The following is a 21313-nucleotide window of genomic DNA, read 5'->3' as shown; positions in this document are numbered from 1 at the left end:
CGCTTTATGGCATAACAAGACCTTCTATGATAATCGTTCTTCTTTACCATAGAAGGTCCGGTAACTCCAGCTGCAATGGCTCAGCTACTTATACTGAAGTTTAATTTCCCTGACTGCTTGCTCTAACGCCTGCTCCACACTCTTATAGCCTCTTCGGGATACCTGTAATGGACCTCTTTCATTATTATTGGCAGTAATACTGTAATAATGTTTATTATTACGGTCCGCCACGATACGGATCCGCAATCGGTGCTTACCGGTACTCACATCCCACTCGCCAGCCGTAAGATAAACTTCTTCAAATCCATCACCATCAAACAGCTCCCACATACTATCACTCCAAAGACTGTTCATTCATATTACATAATATGAAATTTATTTTGCCGTGGTACCTATCACTTTAACGGCAGCCCTGTTTTGTCACTAAATTATATTGTAAAGATAAAGGAAGTGCTTACTGTGTATATTTCACATGACGTGATATATCGGATATTTTCTGTTGAGCTTGTTGTAAAAGAGGCTGTTTCTACTGATTTAGAGTTATTTAAGGCCGTTACTGCGCGGTTATTCGAACATAAAGTAATGACAACCATTAACATCGACAATGTCGAACATTATACAGTTGACGGAAAGCGGCTGTCCCGCTTCGATATTCATTTGTGCAATACACACAATCCAGCCCTCGTACGCCTTACTAGTGTAACAAAGGCGCTGGAAGGTCTTGTTGATGATCAGGAAAACTATTCAGAGCTTAAAGTTACGCTGAATTAAGCAGAATACACAAGACATACACAAAACCGCATTATTTATTCTAAATTTTTCTGTGTTTGTGTGTTTTAGATCACATATTTTCCCTATTGCTTACTCTATAATAGCTGGGAAGGAATTTCGTAAGCAGGGGGATTCTATGAAACTCAAGCTGGATTTACGGCAAGCCAGTCAAATTTACTTTATTATTTTCTATCTGGTTACAGGTATTTTTTTCTATCAGGCAGTACATTTGCTGCCACTTCTCGGCGAAGCAGCTCTTCAGTACCGGTTTCCGGCAGTAGAGGCCTTTTTGCCCATATCAGCTCTACTGGCTGCTAAGCAATGGCTGGTTCTTGGTGTTTGGGACAGTATCCACCCTGCCGGCTTGACCATTCTGCTGCTGGCAATTAGTTCTGCATTATTATTTAAACGAGGATTCTGTAGTCATCTCTGTCCCGTGGGAACAGCGTCAGAACTGCTCGGCGAAGTATGTCAGCGATTACCCGTACAAATGCCTCCAATTAACCGAACATTACACTACATGCTGTTTATTCCAAAATACCTAATCCTAGGATTTTTTTTATATGTAATCCTCTTAGGAATGCCTATCGAAGCGGTCGTAGCATTTCTCAATTCGCCCTACAACACCGTATCGGATGTAAAAATGCTGCAGTTCTTTCTAGTGCCTTCTTCCCTGACACTTCAGGTTATCACCGTGCTGCTGCTGCTCTCGCTGCTAGTTAAAAATTTCTGGTGCCGTTATCTTTGTCCTTATGGCGCCTTACTTAATCTTTTCGCTGTTTTTTCTCCGCTTACGATTAGGCGCGATTGTGCTGCCTGCAGTTCCTGCCGGCAATGCGACAGTTCCTGCCCCAGTGGAATACGAATTTCATCGGCCCATACCATTACATCGCCCGAATGCACATTATGCCAAAAGTGCCTAAAAGTTTGTCCCGAGTCTGGTACCTTATCCATTCGATCCCGGGTTGGTGGAATGATTTTGAAGCCTTTTCACTATTCGACTTTGATAATTGGCTTTTTCATGCTCGGTATTGGTCTCGCCAGGCTGACGGGCTACTGGGAGTCTCCCTTATTAGCTCAGTTTTGGATCAAGTTTGTCCCCATGCTCCATTCACTGGGCCATCCGTAAATAACGGGCTGGCGCGAGGCTTATCGATAAAATAAAAAAACGGTCCAGAAATCCTGGACCGTTCAGCGTATAGACAAACGTACCTGAAAGGAGATTGCCGCGTCGTTTTACTCCTCACAATGACAGTAAGGTCGGGTATCATCGCGAGCGTGGCGATCTCCTTTGCTGGATTACTTTTGTCGACAGTCTCAAAGGTCCAGAATCCTGGACCTTTTTTATATGTTAAATTTTAAAGTGACGCACTTCTTCTTTTAACTTATCGGCTTCTATCAACAACCGATCTGCCGTTGCCGCAATCATCTCTACCGAGGCACTTTGTTCTTCAGTAGCTGCTGCCACTTGCTGAGTAGCAGCAGCACTCGCTTCAGCCACCGCGGCAATATCACCAATGACAGTAGTTACTTCTGCAGTTTTGGCAGTTATTTGCTGGCACTGGCTGGTCACCTGTGTAAATTCACTTACTATCGTGACAACAGCTTGCTCGATATGATCAAAAAACGTCTTTGTACTGCTCACTGCAGCTTCCTGACGAAGTACCAGCGTACTGGCTTGTTCCATTTCATGTACGGCCTGATCGGTCCCGGCCTGTACCTGAGTAATTAAATCGGCAATCTCCTGGCTGGAAGCAGCAGCCTGCTCAGCTAGGCGCCGTACCTCATCAGCTACTACGGCAAAACCCCTGCCTTGTTCGCCAGCCCTTGCCGCTTCAATTGCAGCATTAAGAGCCAATAAATTAGTTTGCCGGGCAATTGAGCCAATCGCCTCCGAAATTTGTCCAATTACTTGTGATTTTTCAGCTAGCAGATTAATCGCCTGTCCAACATTTCCTGATGCTACTTTATTTTTCTCCATAAGATCGAGCTGCTGATTAACAGCATCAACCCCCTGATCCAAAGCTTCCTGCACTACAGACAAACGGCTGGCGGCACTGTCAGCCGCTCTGGATATTGTCATTGCGGCCGAACTGGTATCCTGTACCATAGTCGATCCTTTTTGTATGGAGTAAGACTGGTCAGAAGCTCCTCGGGCTAAATCACTTACTGTTACCGCCACTTGCTCCGAGACCTGCCCCGCTTCTCTGGATGACGTTCCCAGTTCCGCTGCAGCAATACCGACTGACTGAGCAGAATGGTTAATTTGTTGGATTAAACTATGTAAATTATCGCCCATTTGATTAAAGGCCCGGGCTAAATCGGTTATTTCGTCTTGACCGGAGATAACCGCCTTCACTGTCAAATCCCCCTCAGCTACCTGATTCGCTTTGGCAGCAAGCTCAGTTAACGGCTTAACAAGGCGCCGTGCAAAAATCATTGCAGCTATGACAACTGCCCCTATTGCAACTAAATCCAAAATAATAAAGGTCAGACGCAACGATTGGAGCGGCTGATATACGATCGCTTCCGGCACAGTAATCGCCAGTGTCCAGCCAGTAGCCGGCAATTTACGGTAAATAAGCAGCGATTCTGCTCCGTCATTTTGATACTTTGTCGATCCGACCTCTTTCGTAAGCATATCAGCGGCAACCTCTTTGAAGCCCGGCAAATCAGCTAACTTCTTAGCAATACTTTTTTCGTCAGGATGAGCAAGTATCACCCCATTGGAATCTACCAGAAAGCCGAATCCCTGCCCATGCAGATTAACATCCCTAACAGCTTCAGTAAGCTTTGTCAGTAATATATCTTCACCCATAACACCAATTACAGTTCCTGACTGGTCCTTTAGCGGTATAGCAGCAGATACCACATATTGCTTAGTGGATACGTCAACATAAGGATCGGTGTAAATCAAAGCCCCTTTGGCTATCGCACCAGCATACCAGCTGCGCTTACGCGGATCGAAATCTGCTGGCGGAATAAAGCCGGTACCATCCAGAAAGCGTCCATCTCCAAAGCCGATGTAAATATCTGTAACCGAATTGTCATTCTCAAAGGCCTTTAAGTAACTGGCCGGCACTGTCCCGCCAGCCACATGCTGAGCAGCAATATTGCGGCTGGTTGTCAGCATTTCCGTTTTAGCTGCGAGCCAGCCTTCGAGTTTAAATGTATGAGCATTTACTTCCGTGTGCATTTCGCGGTTAATATTGTCTTCCATCATTTTTTTTGAGTAATTATAGCCGGTTATGGATACAGCGAGCAACGCTATCCCTACAAGCAAAGCAAATGCGCTAAGCAGCTTTGTGCGCAATTTCATTCTTTCGCCTACTTTCGACAAAATTCTTTTTTTCCGAATAACATTCTACCATGCCTAAGATTGTCAAGCAATGTCACTGACTCATGTATTTCTGTATTTTTTATGTACGAACTGAGAAATTTTTCACTTTGTTGACGTATTTTTATTGATTGAGGTATGATAAACCATGATCTTCGGTAAAAGGGAGGCACTTTTCTAACATGCTGATTGACCAAAAAAGTAACTTTGACAAGCAAGATCTAACCTTCAATGAGTTAGATGAAGGATTTACTACTCGTGAGGCTATCTCTGAAGCAAAAAGGTGCCTGAACTGTCCTAAGCCATTGTGCCGCACAGGCTGCCCTATAGAAAATGAAATCCCCGGCTTTATCCAGTCGCTCGCTAAAGGCAACTTAGGAGAGGCTAGTGCAATTATTTCCCGTCGAAGTAATCTGCCTGCCGTCTGCGGGCGGGTGTGCCCTCATGAAAAGCAATGCGAAGCGGCCTGTATTCTCAACAAAAAAGACTGTGGTATCAAAATCGGTAAGCTAGAGAGGTTTATTGCGGATTTTGATACGGAAATGGACATTAGTGCTGTTGCCAAAACAAAGAATGCCATTGGTAAAGTAGCGGTAATCGGATCAGGACCGGCTGGCCTTACCGTCGCCGGCGATCTGGCTAAAGCCGGTTTTGCAGTTACCGTTTTCGAAGGTCAGGCCGAGCCTGGCGGGGTTTTAATGTACGGCATTCCGGAATTCCGCTTAAATAAAGATGTTGTGCGCCGTGAAATCCGCAAGATAGAGCAGTATGGTGTACTCTTTCAAACAGGAGTATTAATCGGCCCGGACATAACGGTCGACCAGCTGTTTGCGGATGGCTTTGATGCCATTTTTATGGGTACAGGAACCGCTCTGCCGCGGACGCTGGAACTGCCGGGCAACACGTTGCCCGGTGTTATTCAGGCTACCTATTTTTTGAGCATGGTTCAATTGGCCAACAACGGAGGCCTGCATCAGAAGGAAGTACCTGTCCATACTGGAGACAAGGTCATTGTTATTGGTGCCGGTAATGTAGCAATGGATGCTGCCCGTACGGCACTCCGTGTAGGTGCCGCAGAGGTTACCGTTGTATACAGACGTACGGAAAAAGGCATTACGGCTCTTCAGTCAGAATATGAAGAGGCTAAGCATGAAGGTGTAAAATTCCAATGGTTAGCCAGCCCTACTGCTTTTGCCGGCAAGGGGAAAGTAACTGCATTAGAGTATGAGGTACAGCAAATAGACGAGAATGATAGGTTACTTGGTACAGGACAAATGGCGGCCTTACCCGCAGATAAGGTCATTTTAGCGATAGGCCAGCGTCCCGCCGCCCGGATCGTTTCTTCCACTACAGGCATTGAAGTCAACTCCTCCGGCTATGTCATTACTAAAGAACGCCCTTATGGTATGACGACCCGGAAAGGGGTTTTTGCTGGTGGCGATGTGGTGCATGAACCGGCAACTGTTGTCCTGGCAATGAAAGAAGCCAAAAAAGTAGCTGCCGGTATTGCCCAGTATGTTGAAGCCAAAAAGCTGATAGAAGAATGCTAAAGAAATTACCCCGCCTGATATAGGCGGGGTTTATCTATTCTTTGAGCATGGAAAGAAAGTAGCGGTGAATACGGTCATCATCGGTTAATTCTGGATGAAAGGCCGTTGCGAGCAGGTTCCCTTGGCGGGCAATAACAATTTTTTCTTTTACACTTGCCAGCACTTCTACCTCCGGTCCAACACCTTCAATAAACGGTGCACGAATAAAAACTGCTCGTACAGGTGCCTCGCCAAACTCTGGAACATATAAATCCGCTTCAAAGCTTTCCTGCTGACGGCCAAAGGCATTGCGCTGCACCACTATATCCATCAAGCCCAGACGGGGTTGCTCGCTGTCAATAATGTCCTGGGCAAGTAAGATCATGCCGGCACACGTACCATAAATCGCCATGCCTTGTCCTGCCCGCTCTTTTATCTTATCCATCAGGCCCCAGTCAGTCATCATTTTGCCAATGACCGTACTTTCACCGCCGGGAATAATGAGCCCCGCCACAGCTTTCAATTGTTCCGGTTTCCGTATTTCTACGGCCTGCGCTCCCAGGTGCTCAACCATCCGGCAATGCTCGCGAAACGCCCCCTGCAGCGCCAATACACCAATTGTTATCATTGTCTTATTTCCTTTACCAGCCTCGTTCCTGCATTCTTTCATGCTGTGCAATCGTCGAAATTTCAATTCCTACCATCGGTTCACCCAAGTCCTTAGATATTTCAGCTAGCACGGCTGCATCTCTATAATAAGTGACAGCTGCAACAATGGCTTTTGCTCTCTTGACAGGATCACCGGACTTAAAGATACCTGAACCGACAAAAATGCCGTCGCACCCCAGCTGCATCATGAGCGCAGCATCAGCAGGAGTGGCAATACCACCGGCAGCAAAATTGACTACCGGTAAGCGGCCCTGTTTTTTTGTTTCCCAGACCAGCTCTACGGGAGCTGCAATATTTTTCGCAAATGACGATACTTCATCCTCCGGCAAATTCTGCAGTATACGAATTTCACTCATTACCATACGGATATGTTTGACCGCTTCCACTACATTACCGGTTCCCGGTTCTCCCTTTGTCCGGATCATTGCTGCCCCTTCACCGATACGCCGGAGTGCTTCACCAAGATTTCTTGCACCGCAGACAAAAGGCACTTTAAACTGATGTTTATTAATATGGTATTTATCGTCTGCCGGAGTAAGTACTTCACTCTCGTCAATATAATCTGCTCCTAATGCTTCTAAAATCTGCGCTTCAACAAAATGACCAATACGGGCCTTTGCCATAACCGGTATGGTCACAGCCGCCATAATTCGCTGCACAATGGACGGATCTGCCATACGGGCTACTCCACCGGCGGCACGGATATCCGCGGGTACCCTTTCTAAAGCCATAACTGCGCAAGCACCGGCTTGTTCTGCAATTTTGGCTTGCTCTACAGTTGTAACATCCATGATAACGCCGCCTTTAAGCATCTCTGCCAGTCCGGCTTTTACACGAAAGGTTGCTTGCTCCATAAAAAAACCTCCAAATATAAAATCGTAGCTGTATTATAAAACGGATTTGATCCTTTTAAAATATACAGAATGTGCATTCTAAATAGGTACAGTTCTGTTTATATTCAATGTGCTAACTCCAATTAGGATAAATTGCGAATAGGAATTACGAAAAAGAATAACGTCAAGTGTACTAATTCCTACCAGAAAAAACCTATGCAAAAAAGGAAGCTATCAGATACTGTCGAATTAGATAAATTTATAGGATAAATAGTGTGTGTTTTATAAAAAAAATAAAAGGAGAATGAACGGGAACTTATGCGAATTTCATTACGAGTTAAGTTACTTAGCGGTTTTTTCTTGCTAATTGCCATTCCATGCGCTGTACTTGGTCTTTTGTCTTACCAGCAAGCAGCTACAGCTCTGCAAAACACGATTGAAGAACAGTTAGAAAGTATGGTTCAAAGTGCGGCTGCACTGGCAGTAGTATCCACCGAGTCAACACAAAAGCTTGTCGAAGTGGCTGCAAATGATGCCACCTATACCACTGCCCTCAACTTAGGCAGCGGTACTGCTGCACTGAGTGCACTTCAATCGCTCCAGCAAAAAAATCCTACTCTCATGGAAGATGTAATATTATCAGATAAAAACGGCCAAATACTGGCTTCTGCAAAACAAGGTACTTCCTCCAATATTAGTATTAAGGACCGGGCCTACTTTACAACGGCAATCTCAGGCAAACCAGTAGTCAGCGATGTCGTTATTTCGCGAACGAGCGGACGTGCGTCTATCATTATTGCTCAACCCATTCGTTATGAGGGACAGATTGTCGGCGTACTCGCCGCTCCGATAGATTTTTCTGCTATATCGCAAAAAGTAGCCGATATAAAAGTCGGTGATACCGGTTATGGTTATATGATTGACCACAGTGGCTTAGTTGTCTACCATCCCGATACTGAAATGATACTACGGGATAATTTATTGCAAAACAGCAATGAAGATCTGCGTAAAGTTACACAGTCTATGGTAGCCGGTAATAAAGGAAAATCATTCTATAATTTCCAGAATACGTCCAAGCTGCTCGCCTATGCACCTGCGGGCCAGTTTTCTGTAGCGATGACCGTTCCGGTAGCCGAGTATATGGCTCCTGCCAAAGCTATTCTTCGCAATACTATTATTATTATGCTGATTGCCATTGCTATCGCATTATCGCTTGCTTTCTTCCTTGCACGTTCAATTGTCAATCCTGTAAATGAATTGCGCAACATGATGTCCAAAGCCGGCGATGGTGACCTCACAGTACGCAGCCAGATTACGGTAAAAGATGAAATTGGAGATCTGTCAGCTTCATTTAATACAATGATCAATCATCAGAATCATATCGTAAGGGAAGTACGGTTAGCCTGCGAACAGTTATCTGCGGCATCGGAAGAAATGGCCGCCGCCTCGGAGCAAGTAACTTCTACCAGTTCTGAAATCTCACGAAATATGCAAAGTGTAACGGTAGATGCTGAGAATGGCAATACAGCCATGATTGAAGCCTCGCAGGCACTTGTCCAACTATCCTCACTCATCCAAATTGCCCGCAGCAAAGCTACTGGAGCTACCGATATTTCGAAAGAAACAGTAACGGCTGCCGAAGAAGGCCTTCGTAAGGTCCAAGAAACAATCAATAAAATGAACTCCATTAAAGAACAGACGCAGACCACTAGTCACGCAGTGGGTGAGCTTAATCAGTACTCTCAGCAAATTGGTCAAATTATTGATACCATTACCGCAATTGCTGCTCAAACTGATCTATTAGCCTTGAATGCAGCGATAGAAGCTGCACGGGCAGGTGAACATGGACGAGGCTTTGCAGTCGTGGCTGAAGAAGTGCGCAAGCTGGCTGAACAGTCGCATCATGGCGCACAGGAGATTACCAGTCTTGTGCATAAAGTAACGGAAAAGACCGAGCAAGCCGTTCAGGCGATGGAAAAAAATGTTGTTCAGGTAGAAAGCGGTGTGACGACAGTCAATGCTGCCGGCGCAACTCTTGACCGCATATTGGATGCCGTCTCTAAGACGGTTACAGACATTAATTCCATCAGCGAAATCACTGCCGAAGAAGTGGCCAGTTCTGATCAGATTGTAAAATTAATTGACCAGCTGTCGACAGTCATCGAGAATGTGGCTGCCAGCACAGAAGAAATAGCATCTTCTTCTGAACAGCAAACAGCCGCAATGGAATCAGTTGCTGCTTCCGCAGAAGAAACCAGCGCGATGGCTAATCAATTGCAAAATACCGTATCTATCTTTCATGTATAACCTTTAGATTGTTGATGAAAAGAAAGAGGTCTAGGCCACAGCCTAGACCTCTTTCTTCATTTTTACTTTTTGGGCAACTTCTTGTGCAAAGGGCCCAAGATCATTGTTTGCGTACGCTTTCAGAATACCTGCTCCAACCTGGCTGATGGCACTTTGAATCATTACAGGATCATTATAACCTTCAGCCTTTAAAGTCTCCTCAATTAATACACCTGCTTCCACTGCTTTCTCGGCAGCAATTGTATTAATTGCAGTGACCATATCAGCTTGCCCTACAATAACATGGCCTACTGGCTGAAATAAGAGGGTTACTGCCTGAACCTGATCTTCAGGATATTGATTAACAATAATAACAGGATTAAAACCTAACGACATTTCACCGGCATGACCGACAAACTTGACACTCGTGCACCGAACTGGCCGAATTGCGGCTTGCTCTGCAACTGACTGAGGCATATTGGTAGCCATATTAATGACAAGCATTTCACGCTTGAATGAGTTTAATTGCTGAATGCAGTTAATAATTTCCCTATCGGGTAATGCCAGTAAAACCATATTGCATCGAGCCACTTCGTCCAAGCTGCCCGCCGCTGAAATGCCATACAATTGAGCGATAGAACTGACTAATTCTGGATTGCGATCATATATGACAAGCTGATGGTGTTTAGCAAGACGGGCAGTTACTATTTTTCCCAAGCGCCCAAGACCAATTAAACCAATTCGATAACCATTCTGCATCCTTTTTATTCCTCCTAGCAATAAGTCTTCCTATTTGCTCTTATCCTAAATCCTTCAATTTACCGAGAACGTACATTTCCTGTGGCAGGATATCAGCAGTTTTCTTTCCACGCTCAAAAACAATTACCCGGTTGGCAATTCCCATCACCAGCCTCATCTGCTGCGCAATTAACAAAATTGTCACTCCTTGTCTTTTCACTTCATCGAGCACCTGCAAGAATTCGTCAAGTTCCTGATGATTCATGCCAGCTGCCGGTTCATCCAACAACAGCAACTGAGGGTCACCAGCTAATGCCCGAGCAATTTCTAAACGACGCTGAGCACCATAGGTTAAGCTCTCAGCAAGTCTATCCCGGCAGCTGGATAACCCGACTAGCTCCAAGAGCTCACTTACCTTACTCTCATTTAACCGTTGTTCCTGACATATCCGCTGGCTGTAGAGAAAACCATCCATCAAACCGGATGAGGCCCGGCAATAGCGGCCAATAATAATATTATCCCGGGCAGTCAGATTATCAAACAGGCGGATGTTCTCAAATATCCGCGTTATACCACGAATATTTCGGTCGTGAGCCTTTAGATCCGTTATATCATGATTGTTATAAAAAATGCGCCCCGTTGTAACCGGCATAATTCCCGTTATAAGATCAAGAAAAGTTGTCTTTCCTGCTCCGTTTGCCCCAATAATGGCGACACATTCACCGGATTCCACTTGCAGATCAACATTGCTAACAACCCTAATCCCATTATTATCCTTGCATATCTTCTCCGTCACCAGCAGCATACTATCCTCCCCATCTAACCATCCAGACTTATCTTTCACTGTATGTGCCTGATTCGGAACTTATGCAAAATAGCCCTACCCTTTTAAGGTAAGGCTATTATTTATGAGATTGGGCGCTGCAGCTTCCAGTTAAACCACAGATCCCCTTGGCCACACTGCTGCCAGCCTTGTTCGGCTAGTTTAGCTATCAAGGTTTCAAATGCAGCTTTGTGTTTTTTATTTTTCTGATTCGGCCCCTCTGTATTGAACTTTTCTAAATCAAACTTTACTGACTTCGTGATCGTAAGGTCCTGGTTTTCTCCTTGCGCTACGATTTGGAATTGTGCTGTTTCCTTAGGAAAAATTCCCCACTTTTCTTCAACAATGACATAAATAATTTCACAGGTTTCCCAATTCATCTTGTGAATTACCTCCCTACCCATTTGTGCCAGAAAAAGATGGACATGTCCATCACCTCGCAGATAACGACAACGCCCATAGCCAACGCTACCAATACCCGCTCGAGCATGGAAATCCCCTCCTATTGTATCCATCCCCGTATAATAGGAACAACATACGGATCGTAGAAAAAATGCAAAAACAAAAATAAACCTAACCCAACCACAGCCCCGACAACCGATCCATTTATTCGTATCCAGGCTAAGTCATCCCCGACTTTTTCCTCAATAAAACGACTGATAGCTTGCTCCGAATACGTAGATAAAGCATCCCGGGCAACGGTACCAATAAAGGAATGCTCCCGTTCAATTATTTTAATTAATGCTTGCTGCAATCGCTGATCCAGCCATTCCTGCATTTTCTCATCATTCTTAAAAATATTCCAGTAAGTCTTGGCTTGGCTAAGCCCCCATACAAGCAGCGGAGAATGATATAGGCCCTTCTTACCTGATAACTGCTCCGAAGCTAAGACCGCCTCCACTAAGGGTCCGATAAATTGATCAAGCGGCAGCCGAAGAATTACCTGCTGTTTCCATTCCTCTAGCGACTGGGCTAACAGTTGATCCTGTTCAAGGCGTTCCAAAAAATGAAACATCCTTTTACGCGCCCAGCGTCTAATGGGGTGTCGCGGTGATTGTAATCGAATTAGCGCCGCCGATACATCCTGCTGCAATGCTTTTGCCAATTCCTCTAAATTCAGACTGTCCGTATGCTCGCCAAACCAGACTGCCAGCTTTCCCGCCGGATTTTTCGTCACTTGCCGCTGGTAGCTTTTGAGATACTGCAGAATGGTCTCACTGCCTTTATCCTTGTTGACAAGCTCAACTAATTCGGCAAAAAGTATGGTAAGCAGCTGCTCATCCTTACCTTCAACCAATGCCCATCGTCCCAGACTTCTTACTTGCCGGTTAAGGGAAGTGTGATTTAAATACTCTTTGCATAGAGTGGTAAGATAGGCGGCTAATTCACGCTTATCCAGATGGTCCAAAATATGTTCCATATAATTGACCACCAGATTTGTAAACACCTGTTTGCCCCGGTCAGTTTCAACCCACTCAATAAGGTGTTTTGTAATGCGAATATGCGCTAGTTTGCTTCTTACCATTTCAGTACTCAATAGTTCCTGCTCTATCATATTGACTATTGCTTCGATGGTCTTTTCTCTATTCCGTGGTATCAGTGCAGTATGCCAGGGAATGCCTAACGGCTTTTCAAATAATGCTGTCACGGCAAACCAATCAGCCAGCCCCCCTACCAGTGAAGCTTCGGTAACGTGAAACAACAAATCGATCCAGAATACGTCTACATAGCGATATTTTAAAACAGCAGCAATTCCAAAACTAAATAATACAAAGAGTAGTACACGATTCGCAACTATACGGTAGCGCATTTCACCACCTCACCATAACCAGTAGGTACCAATATAAATAATCATGCCAAGCAAACCACCTACTACCGATCCGTTTATGCGAATCATTTGCAAATCATCACCGGCTCTTTCCTCAACAAAGGCCACGAGCTCAGCAGTAGTAAATTGCCGCAGCCGCTCCAAGACCAGCATCCCAATCTCATCATGACGCTTATCCAGCCACTCGGTCATTACTTTCTTAACTTGATCGTCCACCTGCTGCTGCAGTTGCTCACTGTTCTGAAAAGACGCTACCCATTGATCAATTTTTTTGTCAATGAGTAATAGTAATCGGGATTCGAGCGGTTGCTCATCCCCTATATGATAAAACTGATTAATTAAAGCAACGCACTGATCCCGCAATTTCCAATGAGCAGCTAGCTGCTCCTTTTTCCATTGTTCTACTTTCTGTTGTAATTGTTCATTTGTCTTTAAATCTTCCACCAAGCTTAGGAGCCAGCTTTGCAGCTTTTTTCGCAGCGGATGATCAGGCTCTTTCAATTGCTCCAGCAGTTCTACTAATCGGTGCTGAATAATAGTTCCAAATCTAAGTGGCGTAATATCCATGATCTGCTCAACTAACTTATTGAATATTTTACGCCTGGCCATTCCTCTTTCGTAAGTGGATTGGGCCTCTAGAACTAAATCCCCCAATAGCCGCGGCGTTTGCTCATTTTTAGCTAAACGGATTGCTTCATCTAATATAAAAGTGATAATTTTATCTCCGTATCCCCAATGAAGGGACCATTCAATACCGGTTGCCAATAGCGGAGCCAGCTTAATCTCCGCACCTTCTTTGTGCAGCAGCAACTCCAATGTACGCCCTAACTCTTCGGCATCTACCGACTGAATAAATTGTCTGCCTGCAGCAGATAACACAGTTTTAGCCTCGTCCTTACCACCATGCTCCTGCAAATAGTCCAGTACGAGCTGCGCTATAGAATACCGCTTTAACGTTGCTTTGATATTCGAGGAAGTTAACAGCTCTTTTTCCACCATATCAGCCATAATCCTAAATATTTTTTCCCGGTTACGTGGAATAAGGGCTGTACGGAAAGGAAAGCCCAACGGTTTACGAAATAAAGCTGTTACTGCAAACCAGTCTGCCAATGCACCGACCATGGCCGCACCACAAGTACTGGATATCAAGCCGCCGGTAAACGTAGCGCTAAAAGGATAGCTGGAAAAATAACCTGCAGTTACAGCAGCAAGTGCCCAATTTGCTTTATGTCGATTCGCCATTGTTTCACCTTCTCTAAAGTACTATTTCCACTATTCGTTACCGTTGCTGGTAAACCCTTGTAATCGTATTAACTAGTATATCTTATGTATCCAAGAATTAAGTTGTTCATTCTGTCTTTGGTTACCCCTATGAAAAAAGCAGCCTTGCCAGGCTGCCGGACAACACATCATTTATTCTGGACCGCCTTTCATGCCTCTCTTTGGCGGCAAATGAATAGCCAGATTTTTTGTAGCCAGCGCAGCTTCACCGATAGCCTCGCTAATAGTAGGATGAGCATGAATAGTAGTAATTAAATCGTCAACTGTTGCTCCCACACGAATCGCTAATGCACCCTCGGCGATGAGATCAGTCGCCCTTGGCCCCAGCATATGAACGCCAAGTACTTTGCCTGAATCGGAATGGGCCAAAACCTTTACAAAACCAGATTGACCTTCCTCAATTAATGCCTTGCCATTCGCAATCAATGCAAAACTTCCTGTCGAGTAGGAGATTCGCTGCCTTTGTAACTCTTCCTCCGTATAACCAACAGATGCCACCTCCGGCGTGGTATATATGCAGGAAGGAATGGTTCCGGCACAGTAAGCAGCAGTCTCACCAAAGGCATGCTCTACTGCCGCTACCCCCTGCGCAGAGGCGGCATGAGCCAGCATGACTGATCCATTGCAGTCTCCTACAGCATAAATACCTGGAAGATTCGTGGCAAAATGCTGATCGACAATAACACGTCCCCGTTCCATTGCAACGCCTGCTGCTTCCAGTCCAATACCCGCTGAACGAGGTCTTCTGCCAACTGCTGCTAATATATATTCTCCGTCAATAGTTTCCACCTTATCACCTGTTAAAACTCTTGCACAGTACATGCCTTTATTCGCTTCAACAGCTTCCACACTGGCCCCAGTCCGGAACGTTACACCCCGCCGGCTTAGTTCCTGACGAAGCTTAACAGCAAGCTCTTTATCAGTAACAGAAAGAATTTCGCTGGCTAATTCAACTACAGTTACCTCTGTACCGACTGATGAAAACAACGCCGCAAATTCAACGCCAATCACACCACCGCCGATAATGACCAATGACTTAGGTATATCCGGCAAGCTTAGCACTTCCGTACTGTCGATCACACCTGGCAAATCGGAACCGGGAAAAGAAAGTTTTACAGGTTCCGAACCTACGGCCAGGATAATAATATCGGCAGGCAATGACTCACCATTCACTTCTACACCCGCTGTCTTTGTTAAAGAAGCTTTACCCGCTATTACCGTCACTTCATTTGCTTTTAGCAAGGAATCGACACCTTTGACCAGCCGGGTTACTAAATTTTTTTTCCTGTTTTGCAGCGCGGTCCAGTCAATCCTGAGATTATCCATCTGTAAGCCCAATGTCTTGCCTTTTAATAAAGTACGATATAGTTCTGCCGTATGCAGCAGCGTTTTAGTAGGTATGCATCCAACATTGAGACAGGTGCCTCCCAGCTTTTCTTGCTCAATTACAGTTACCGCTGCGCCAAGCTGGGCTGCCCGGATAGCAGCAACATATCCGCCTGGTCCGCCGCCAATGACAACGACTCGTTTAGTCATACTTGCAGCCTCCCTCTATTCTACGCTGTCATACGCCTGAATAGCGGCCGGGAGTGATTGTATAACCCCATTCCCGACCGCGGGCAGTCCAATCAGAACGGCACTTATGATTTCTTCCCGCGTAGCGCCCAGTTGCTTGGCACTGCGCACATGAAACGGTATTCCACTCTCGAGTCTTGCAGCCGCTAAGACAGCAATATAAGCCAGTTCTTCCGTTTTGCGGTCAAGAGCACTCGCCTTGTCTACATTCTGAACAGCTTCCATCCAGCCTTTTGCATGCCCTGGCGCCTCCTTAAAAAAGAGTTGAAAAGCATTACTCACCTGATTATCCATCTCCATACCTCCCTTTTCATCATCTACAAAATTATTCCATATACTGTAGAATATCCCTGCTGTGAATAAATATTACTGACAGTGGAGTGTTAAGGCTGAATCACCATAACTCTAGAGGCAGTATTATTTATTAATTGATTAATCGATTGCGCATTAGCTTGACCGGGAGCCAGCTAAGTACGATTACCCACATTGCCAATACCGCTACATGAGGCAGTAACCCCATTGAAACATGTCCGAGAACCAAGGAACGGCATACCTCTACACTGTGATACAGTGGATTTAGCCAAATAGCTGCTTTCCCTAGTAAAGGCATGGAGTCAAGCGGAAAGAATATGCCGGAGAATAAATAAACCGGCGTAGAAAAAATCGTAATATAATAATTAATATGGTCAATATTTTTGATAAAGCCGGTAAACGATAGTGCCAGCAGTGCAAAGACCATACCCGGTAATGCCAGAAACGGTAATATTAAGATAGACCACCAGGATTGTACAAGCCCCAGTAATGCAATTGCAGCTAATATTACCGTTCCATAAAAAAAGCTTTTTACCGTTGCATACAGTATTTCCCCCCATACTACATCAGCCACCGTCAGTGGTGCTGCCAACATCGCGTGAAGTGTTTTTTCAAACTGTAACCGGACAAAACTGCCATACGTACATTCAAAAGTAGATGCCCACATTCCTGACGAAGCAATAAAGCCAGGCGCAATAAACTGGGCATAGCTGATACCATCAATACTCTGCACATAAGCACCCAGTCCAAATCCCATTGCCGTCATATACAAAATTGGCTCTAGAAAGTTAAACATCGTATTCGTCCACCATATACGGCTAAAGACCTTCATATGACGCCTAAGAACTCTCCACATAAGGCTACTCCTCCCTCCGCCCTGTTAACTTTAAGAATACATCTTCCAAATGAGATGTTCTTAAATAACAGGCCCGCTGTGTTAACCCCCACTCAGGCAATTGCTGCCACACCGTTTGCCCGTCTTCTGTATAAATAAATAATCCATCTGCCATATATTCTACTACTCCGCCGGCAGCTTGTACCTTAGCGGGTAAGTCAGCCGGAATTACTTCTAATGGCAGCCGCACCTCAATGCAATAGGACATTGCATGCTGCCGCACCAGCTCTTCCGGATGTCCCTGAGCCAAAATCAATCCATCATTCATGACTACCAGACGGTCACATAACTGCGCTGCCTCTTCCATGTAATGTGTTGTCAAAATAAGGGTTACCCCCTGCTCTTTTAGCTGCCGCAGTTTTTGCCACACAAGCCTGCGGCCCTGCGGGTCGAGCCCTGTAGTAGGTTCATCCAGTATCACGATTTCAGGATTATTAATCAACGCCCTCGCAATAACCACCCTGCGCTGATTACCGCCGGACAGCGAAGCTACCCGCGCACTGCCCCGATCCTCCAGTCCCATAAAATCCAGCCATTCACGACCGCGCTGCCGTGATTCATTGGCAGACAGTCCGAAGAATCCCCCATATACCTCCAGGTTTTCCAGCACTGTTAAATCAGGATCTAGGCTATCTTCCTGAGGAACCACTCCCATACGCGCCTTTATCCTCGGTGGGGTCAAAGAAATTTGCTCACCAAAAACAGTCAGACTGCCTTGCTGCACAGTCGATAAACCATAGATCATTCTCATTGTTGTTGACTTGCCTGCGCCATTATGACCAAGAAAGCCAAAGCACTCCCCCTTATTAATCTCAAAGGAAATGCCCTTTACAGCCTGAAAATCACCATAATATTTCATTAAATTGCGGGCTTGTACCACAATGCTCATCATAGCTCTCCTTTAACCAGTGCTTTTTTCATTATATCCAGTTCTATTTAATTTCTGCAAATTAAATAGAACCTCCGCTTATCCTGCAGAGGTTCTTCTCAATCAGCATTTATGATGCTTATCGGCCTCCGCCAAAAAACATCCATCCCAGCAAAGCGAGCAATGCAATATTCTCCATCATTCTACTCATAATTCCAAGGTCCCCCAGTACATTAATTGCCGTGAGACCGCCTAAAAAAATCATAGAATGTCGCATATCAATATAGGGCTGACGCCGTAAAATAAGGTAGGCAACACCAAGTACAGCCAGGTCTATAACTACCCAAAACAAGGGATTAGGCAAAAGATATTTCACCATGCTGCCGACAATCATAACAGCCAAAATATAAAACCACGTTCGATTCATATATTCGCTCCTTTCGGATTGTGATTTACTTATTATCTTATTCGTTCATAGGGCTTGTCATCCCTGCTAGAACAACTAAATTCTACTTGAAAATGAAAAAGCACTCACCCGATGAGTGCTTTTCACCTATTTGAGTACGCTAAGTTTATCTCCTGGGGTGTTGGGACTCCAGGCAGCTACAGCCGGGTGAGTTGTAATAAAAGTCTCATCAGGTATCCACGCCTGCCCGCACAAATGCATAGCTACTAATTGCCGGACATTCGTCCGTTTACAAAATTCCCTGACGCCAAGCTCGCGGTACTCTTCCAGGCGGCTATCCACTGGAAAGAAGGCCACATCGAAAGACTGTCCGCCGAGTTTATCCATTTCCCGGAAAAATCCGTCCTTTGCAAATTGAAGATTCTCCTCAGTATCGCCTTTCCAGTGCCACCAGTTTAAATCACCTGCATGAAAGATTCGCCATCCGTCTACCTCAACTAAAAAAGATATTCCCTCATCAGTAGAACCGAAGGTACTGATCTGCAAGTCCCCTTGATTATTCTGCTCATCCTGGTTCATGTAAATAAGCTTATCAGCTGCGACATTGCTTAATCCTCCTGCCTGGCGAATGTCACTGCTCAATATATACTTCGTTACGTTATCCTGCCAGGCAGCAATTTGTGGATTAAAATGATCAGCATGAGCATGAGAAGAAAATATCCACACCGGTTTTCCCTTGGTTAGGTGCTCAGGTGTAACTTTGGCACTGTCACGATAATAATCAAAAACCAGCACCTGCTGCTCGGTTTCCACAATAAAGCCACTATGATCCAGGTAGGTAAGCTGCAATTCAGATGACATAATGCTCCCCCTTTGCTTGCTTTATCCAATATACTCTTAATTTTTCGCTTTAGATTAGCTAATTTCCTTTTATATCCATACAAGTAACCTCTTGCGGAAACATATATTTTGAAAATATGCTGTTAAACAGCAAACCAAGGAGGTGTAAAGTGTGACTGGGATTTTGACGATTGTGACCGGTGTAACCATGCTGCTCAGCGGAATATTTACTATTCGCTATGGGCTGAAGCTGCTGCTGTGGAAAAGGCTGCAGCTTCTCTTGCGCACTGCTACCAACACTCCCTTGCGAGGTATCTTGGTAGGTACTGCGGCTGCCGCACTTTTTCAGAGCAGCACTGCCGTCTCTCTAATTACGATTAGTCTGGTCAGTGCCGAGTATTTATCTTTTCGCAATGGGCTGGGTATTATTCTGGGAGCCAACATTGGAACCTGCTCTACTGTTCAGTTGCTAACACTCTCCTTGCCGGTAGAATACCTTATCCCATTTCTTGTTCTTTGCCTGTTATTATCTATCCCTAAACGCTCCCGTTACGTTGGCTTCACATTAACCGGTTTGCTCAGTATGTTCAGCGGTCTATCCTTGCTTACGCTGGGTCTTGGCAGCTTGCCGGATATGGATACATTACTCTATGTAATCTCGCTCGCCGAAACGAATGCCTTTCATGGAATTACTGCGGGAATCTTAACAACCTTTCTCTGTCAATCCAGCAGTGCAGCAACTGCTATACTAATGGCATTAGCAGATGAGGATTTAATCAATCTTACAACAGCGGCTTATATTGTGTACGGGAATAATATCGGCTCCTGCCTTTCTTCAGTAGTAGTCAGTGCCGTAGCACCTACCGCAGCTAAACGTGTCGCTTTGTCTCATGTATTATTAAATGTCCTGGGAGTACTGCTTTTTTTACCGTTAACTGGCATAATGACAACGCTTACTGCTCGCTTCTCTTCTGACTTTCCTAGTCAAATTGCCATGTACCATACACTCTTTAATGTCATTTCCTCCTTATTAGTCCTTCCTTTTTTGCGCCAGTTCTCCCGCTTGATTGAAATACTGATTCCTGCAAAAAAGAACTGGTAACATACGCAGGAATCAGAAAATCCCGAAACGAAAATACTACTATCTAAGCTATTTATTGCACCAAAGGAGTGGACTTGTTGGCTGAACTAGTTATACCTGGTTTATACCGTCTAGAAATTCCGATTCCAAAGAATCCGCTAAAAGCAACGAATTGTTATATTATTAAAGGAACTGAACGCAGCCTGGTAATTGATACAGGACTACGGATACCGGAAGCTTTGCAGGCTCTACGCACAGGGCTGGAAGAGCTGCAGGTTGATCTCTCACTAACAGATATTTTTATTACTCATATGCATTCCGATCATTCAGGCCTGATTCCTGATATCAAGGCTCCCTCTTCCGTTGTCTATGCCAGCGCTGCTGATGCTGCAATTATTAATCAATTTGCTACTGTTAAATCAGGATGGGACAATTTATTTAATGCAGCCTGCCGCAACGGATTTTCTTCTGAAGAAGCACGGCAAGCCATTGAACGCCATCCCGGCTACAAAGGCTCATTAGCAAAAACAATCGACTTCACCATTGTAAAAGATGGCGATGTAATTACCATTGACGACTTTCATCTGACCTGTATCGAAACTCCAGGTCACTCTCCCGGACAAGTCTGCCTATATGAACCCAATAAAAAACTTCTTTTCTCAGGCGATCATATTTTAGGCGATATTAGCCCTAATATTACGCATTGGTGGGATACAGGCAATCCGCTAGGAAGTTTTCTCGATTCCTTGAATAAAATTGAACCTCTTGCCATCAAGCTTGTATTACCAGGACATCGTCGCGTCTTTACCGACTGCCAGGGAAGGATCACCGAACTAAAACAACATCACCAACACCGCCTTGATGAAGCTTTTACTATCTTGTCGGCTGGCCCCCTCACGGCTTATCAGGTAGCCGGACACATGACCTGGGACATGAGCTACCGTTCTTGGGATCAGTTTCCCCCGCCTCAAAAATTCTTTGCCACCGGCGAGGCTCGTGCCCATCTACGGCATCTTGAAGTGCAGGGACTTATCTGCCAGGAAATCATTGATGGTGTCAATTATTATAAGCACTGCTAAAAGAAAGGCTCTGATGCAATCCATCAGAGCCTTTCTTAATCATTTGCGCCAAGCAGCTACGCTCTTTACAAAGCAAAAAAGCACTTACATTCGTAAGTGCTTTTTTCAATCAGCGACTTCCTATCCTCCCAGGCCGTTTCCAGCCAAGTACTTTCGGCGTAT

21 protein-coding genes are annotated in these 21313 nt (G+C 45.0%); 6 read left to right on the top strand and 15 right to left on the bottom strand.

Translation table 11 applies throughout. The features are described 5' to 3' along the window. Positions 1-84 precede the first annotated feature (84 nt). Positions 85-330: a hypothetical protein gene (locus RTR76_RS12945; protein WP_312521305.1), complete on the bottom strand. Its 246-nt coding sequence runs from the start codon at positions 328-330 to the stop codon at positions 85-87. Between the two features lie 129 nt (positions 331-459). Between RTR76_RS12945 and RTR76_RS12940 the strand changes: the two genes are divergently transcribed. Next, complete coding sequence (locus RTR76_RS12940; protein WP_312521303.1) at positions 460-771, top strand: hypothetical protein; 312 nt, start codon at positions 460-462, stop codon at positions 769-771. Between the two features lie 136 nt (positions 772-907). Continuing rightward, complete coding sequence (locus RTR76_RS12935; protein ID WP_312521301.1) at positions 908-1900, top strand: 4Fe-4S binding protein; 993 nt, start codon at positions 908-910, stop codon at positions 1898-1900. A gap of 222 nt (positions 1901-2122) precedes the next feature. Here RTR76_RS12935 and RTR76_RS12930 read toward each other — a convergent pair whose 3' ends face one another. Continuing rightward, positions 2123-4090, bottom strand: coding sequence for a methyl-accepting chemotaxis protein (locus tag RTR76_RS12930; protein WP_312521299.1), 1968 nt, complete (start codon positions 4088-4090; stop codon positions 2123-2125). 200 nt (positions 4091-4290) lie between these two features. On the opposite strand from RTR76_RS12930, the gene RTR76_RS12925 reads away from it, so the two are divergent. After that, on the top strand, positions 4291-5658 hold the full coding sequence (locus tag RTR76_RS12925) for an NAD(P)-dependent oxidoreductase (protein ID WP_312521297.1): 1368 nt from the start codon (positions 4291-4293) through the stop codon (positions 5656-5658). A gap of 34 nt (positions 5659-5692) precedes the next feature. Here the strand turns inward: RTR76_RS12925 and pdxT are convergent, their stop codons facing one another. Beyond that, positions 5693-6262: a pyridoxal 5'-phosphate synthase glutaminase subunit PdxT gene (gene pdxT / locus RTR76_RS12920; RefSeq protein WP_312521416.1), complete on the bottom strand. Its 570-nt coding sequence runs from the start codon at positions 6260-6262 to the stop codon at positions 5693-5695. Between the two features lie 16 nt (positions 6263-6278). Beyond that, a complete protein-coding gene (gene pdxS / locus RTR76_RS12915) occupies positions 6279-7160 on the bottom strand; it encodes a pyridoxal 5'-phosphate synthase lyase subunit PdxS (protein WP_312521295.1) in 882 nt (293 codons plus the stop codon). A gap of 297 nt (positions 7161-7457) precedes the next feature. Here pdxS and RTR76_RS12910 point away from each other — a divergent pair, with 297 nt between their 5' ends. Next, positions 7458-9446 carry a methyl-accepting chemotaxis protein gene (locus RTR76_RS12910; protein ID WP_312521293.1) on the top strand — a complete coding sequence of 663 codons (1989 nt, stop codon included), beginning with the start codon at positions 7458-7460 and terminating at the stop codon, positions 9444-9446. Between the two features lie 42 nt (positions 9447-9488). Here the strand turns inward: RTR76_RS12910 and RTR76_RS12905 are convergent, their stop codons facing one another. The 11 genes from RTR76_RS12905 to RTR76_RS12855 all read right to left on the bottom strand — a co-directional run bounded on the left by RTR76_RS12905 (position 9489) and on the right by RTR76_RS12855 (position 19012). Then, positions 9489-10184, bottom strand: coding sequence for an NAD(P)-binding domain-containing protein (locus tag RTR76_RS12905; RefSeq protein WP_312521291.1), 696 nt, complete (start codon positions 10182-10184; stop codon positions 9489-9491). Between the two features lie 40 nt (positions 10185-10224). Further along, positions 10225-10968 carry an ATP-binding cassette domain-containing protein gene (locus RTR76_RS12900; protein WP_312521290.1) on the bottom strand — a complete coding sequence of 248 codons (744 nt, stop codon included), beginning with the start codon at positions 10966-10968 and terminating at the stop codon, positions 10225-10227. Between the two features lie 101 nt (positions 10969-11069). Then, the gene (locus tag RTR76_RS12895) at positions 11070-11366 is read right to left on the bottom strand and encodes a hypothetical protein (protein ID WP_312521288.1); all 297 of its coding nucleotides are present in this window, start codon (positions 11364-11366) and stop codon (positions 11070-11072) included. Positions 11367-11488: 122 nt separating this feature from the next. Next, positions 11489-12796 (bottom strand): DUF445 domain-containing protein, encoded by a 1308-nt coding sequence (locus tag RTR76_RS12890; protein WP_312521286.1) that lies wholly within the window; start codon positions 12794-12796, stop codon positions 11489-11491. Positions 12797-12805: 9 nt separating this feature from the next. Beyond that, positions 12806-14056, bottom strand: coding sequence for a DUF445 domain-containing protein (locus RTR76_RS12885; protein ID WP_312521284.1), 1251 nt, complete (start codon positions 14054-14056; stop codon positions 12806-12808). A 171-nt stretch (positions 14057-14227) separates the two neighbouring features. Then, the gene (lpdA, locus tag RTR76_RS12880; RefSeq protein WP_312521282.1) at positions 14228-15631 is read right to left on the bottom strand and encodes a dihydrolipoyl dehydrogenase; all 1404 of its coding nucleotides are present in this window, start codon (positions 15629-15631) and stop codon (positions 14228-14230) included. Positions 15632-15646: 15 nt separating this feature from the next. Further along, complete coding sequence (locus RTR76_RS12875) at positions 15647-15964, bottom strand: carboxymuconolactone decarboxylase family protein (RefSeq protein WP_312521280.1); 318 nt, start codon at positions 15962-15964, stop codon at positions 15647-15649. 130 nt (positions 15965-16094) lie between these two features. Beyond that, entirely contained in the window at positions 16095-16838 is a 744-nt protein-coding gene (locus tag RTR76_RS12870; protein ID WP_312521278.1) for an ABC transporter permease, read from the bottom strand. Between the two features lie 4 nt (positions 16839-16842). After that, entirely contained in the window at positions 16843-17766 is a 924-nt protein-coding gene (locus RTR76_RS12865) for an ABC transporter ATP-binding protein (protein WP_312521276.1), read from the bottom strand. A 118-nt stretch (positions 17767-17884) separates the two neighbouring features. Next, entirely contained in the window at positions 17885-18172 is a 288-nt protein-coding gene (locus tag RTR76_RS12860) for a hypothetical protein (protein ID WP_312521274.1), read from the bottom strand. Positions 18173-18298: 126 nt separating this feature from the next. Further along, on the bottom strand, positions 18299-19012 hold the full coding sequence (locus RTR76_RS12855) for an MBL fold metallo-hydrolase (RefSeq protein WP_312521272.1): 714 nt from the start codon (positions 19010-19012) through the stop codon (positions 18299-18301). 151 nt (positions 19013-19163) lie between these two features. On the opposite strand from RTR76_RS12855, the gene RTR76_RS12850 reads away from it, so the two are divergent. Together RTR76_RS12850 and RTR76_RS12845 are read left to right on the top strand one after the other, a co-directional pair. Further along, a complete protein-coding gene (locus RTR76_RS12850; RefSeq protein ID WP_312521270.1) occupies positions 19164-20093 on the top strand; it encodes a Na/Pi symporter in 930 nt (309 codons plus the stop codon). A 77-nt stretch (positions 20094-20170) separates the two neighbouring features. Then, on the top strand, positions 20171-21151 hold the full coding sequence (locus RTR76_RS12845; protein ID WP_312521269.1) for an MBL fold metallo-hydrolase: 981 nt from the start codon (positions 20171-20173) through the stop codon (positions 21149-21151). The last annotated feature ends 162 nt before the right edge of the window (positions 21152-21313 follow it).

Origin of the sequence: Anaerospora sp., assembly GCF_032013335.1 — a bacterium.
GTDB lineage: Bacteria > Bacillota > Negativicutes > Sporomusales > DSM-15969 > Anaerospora.
This window is presented reverse-complemented; position numbering and strand designations above follow the sequence as displayed.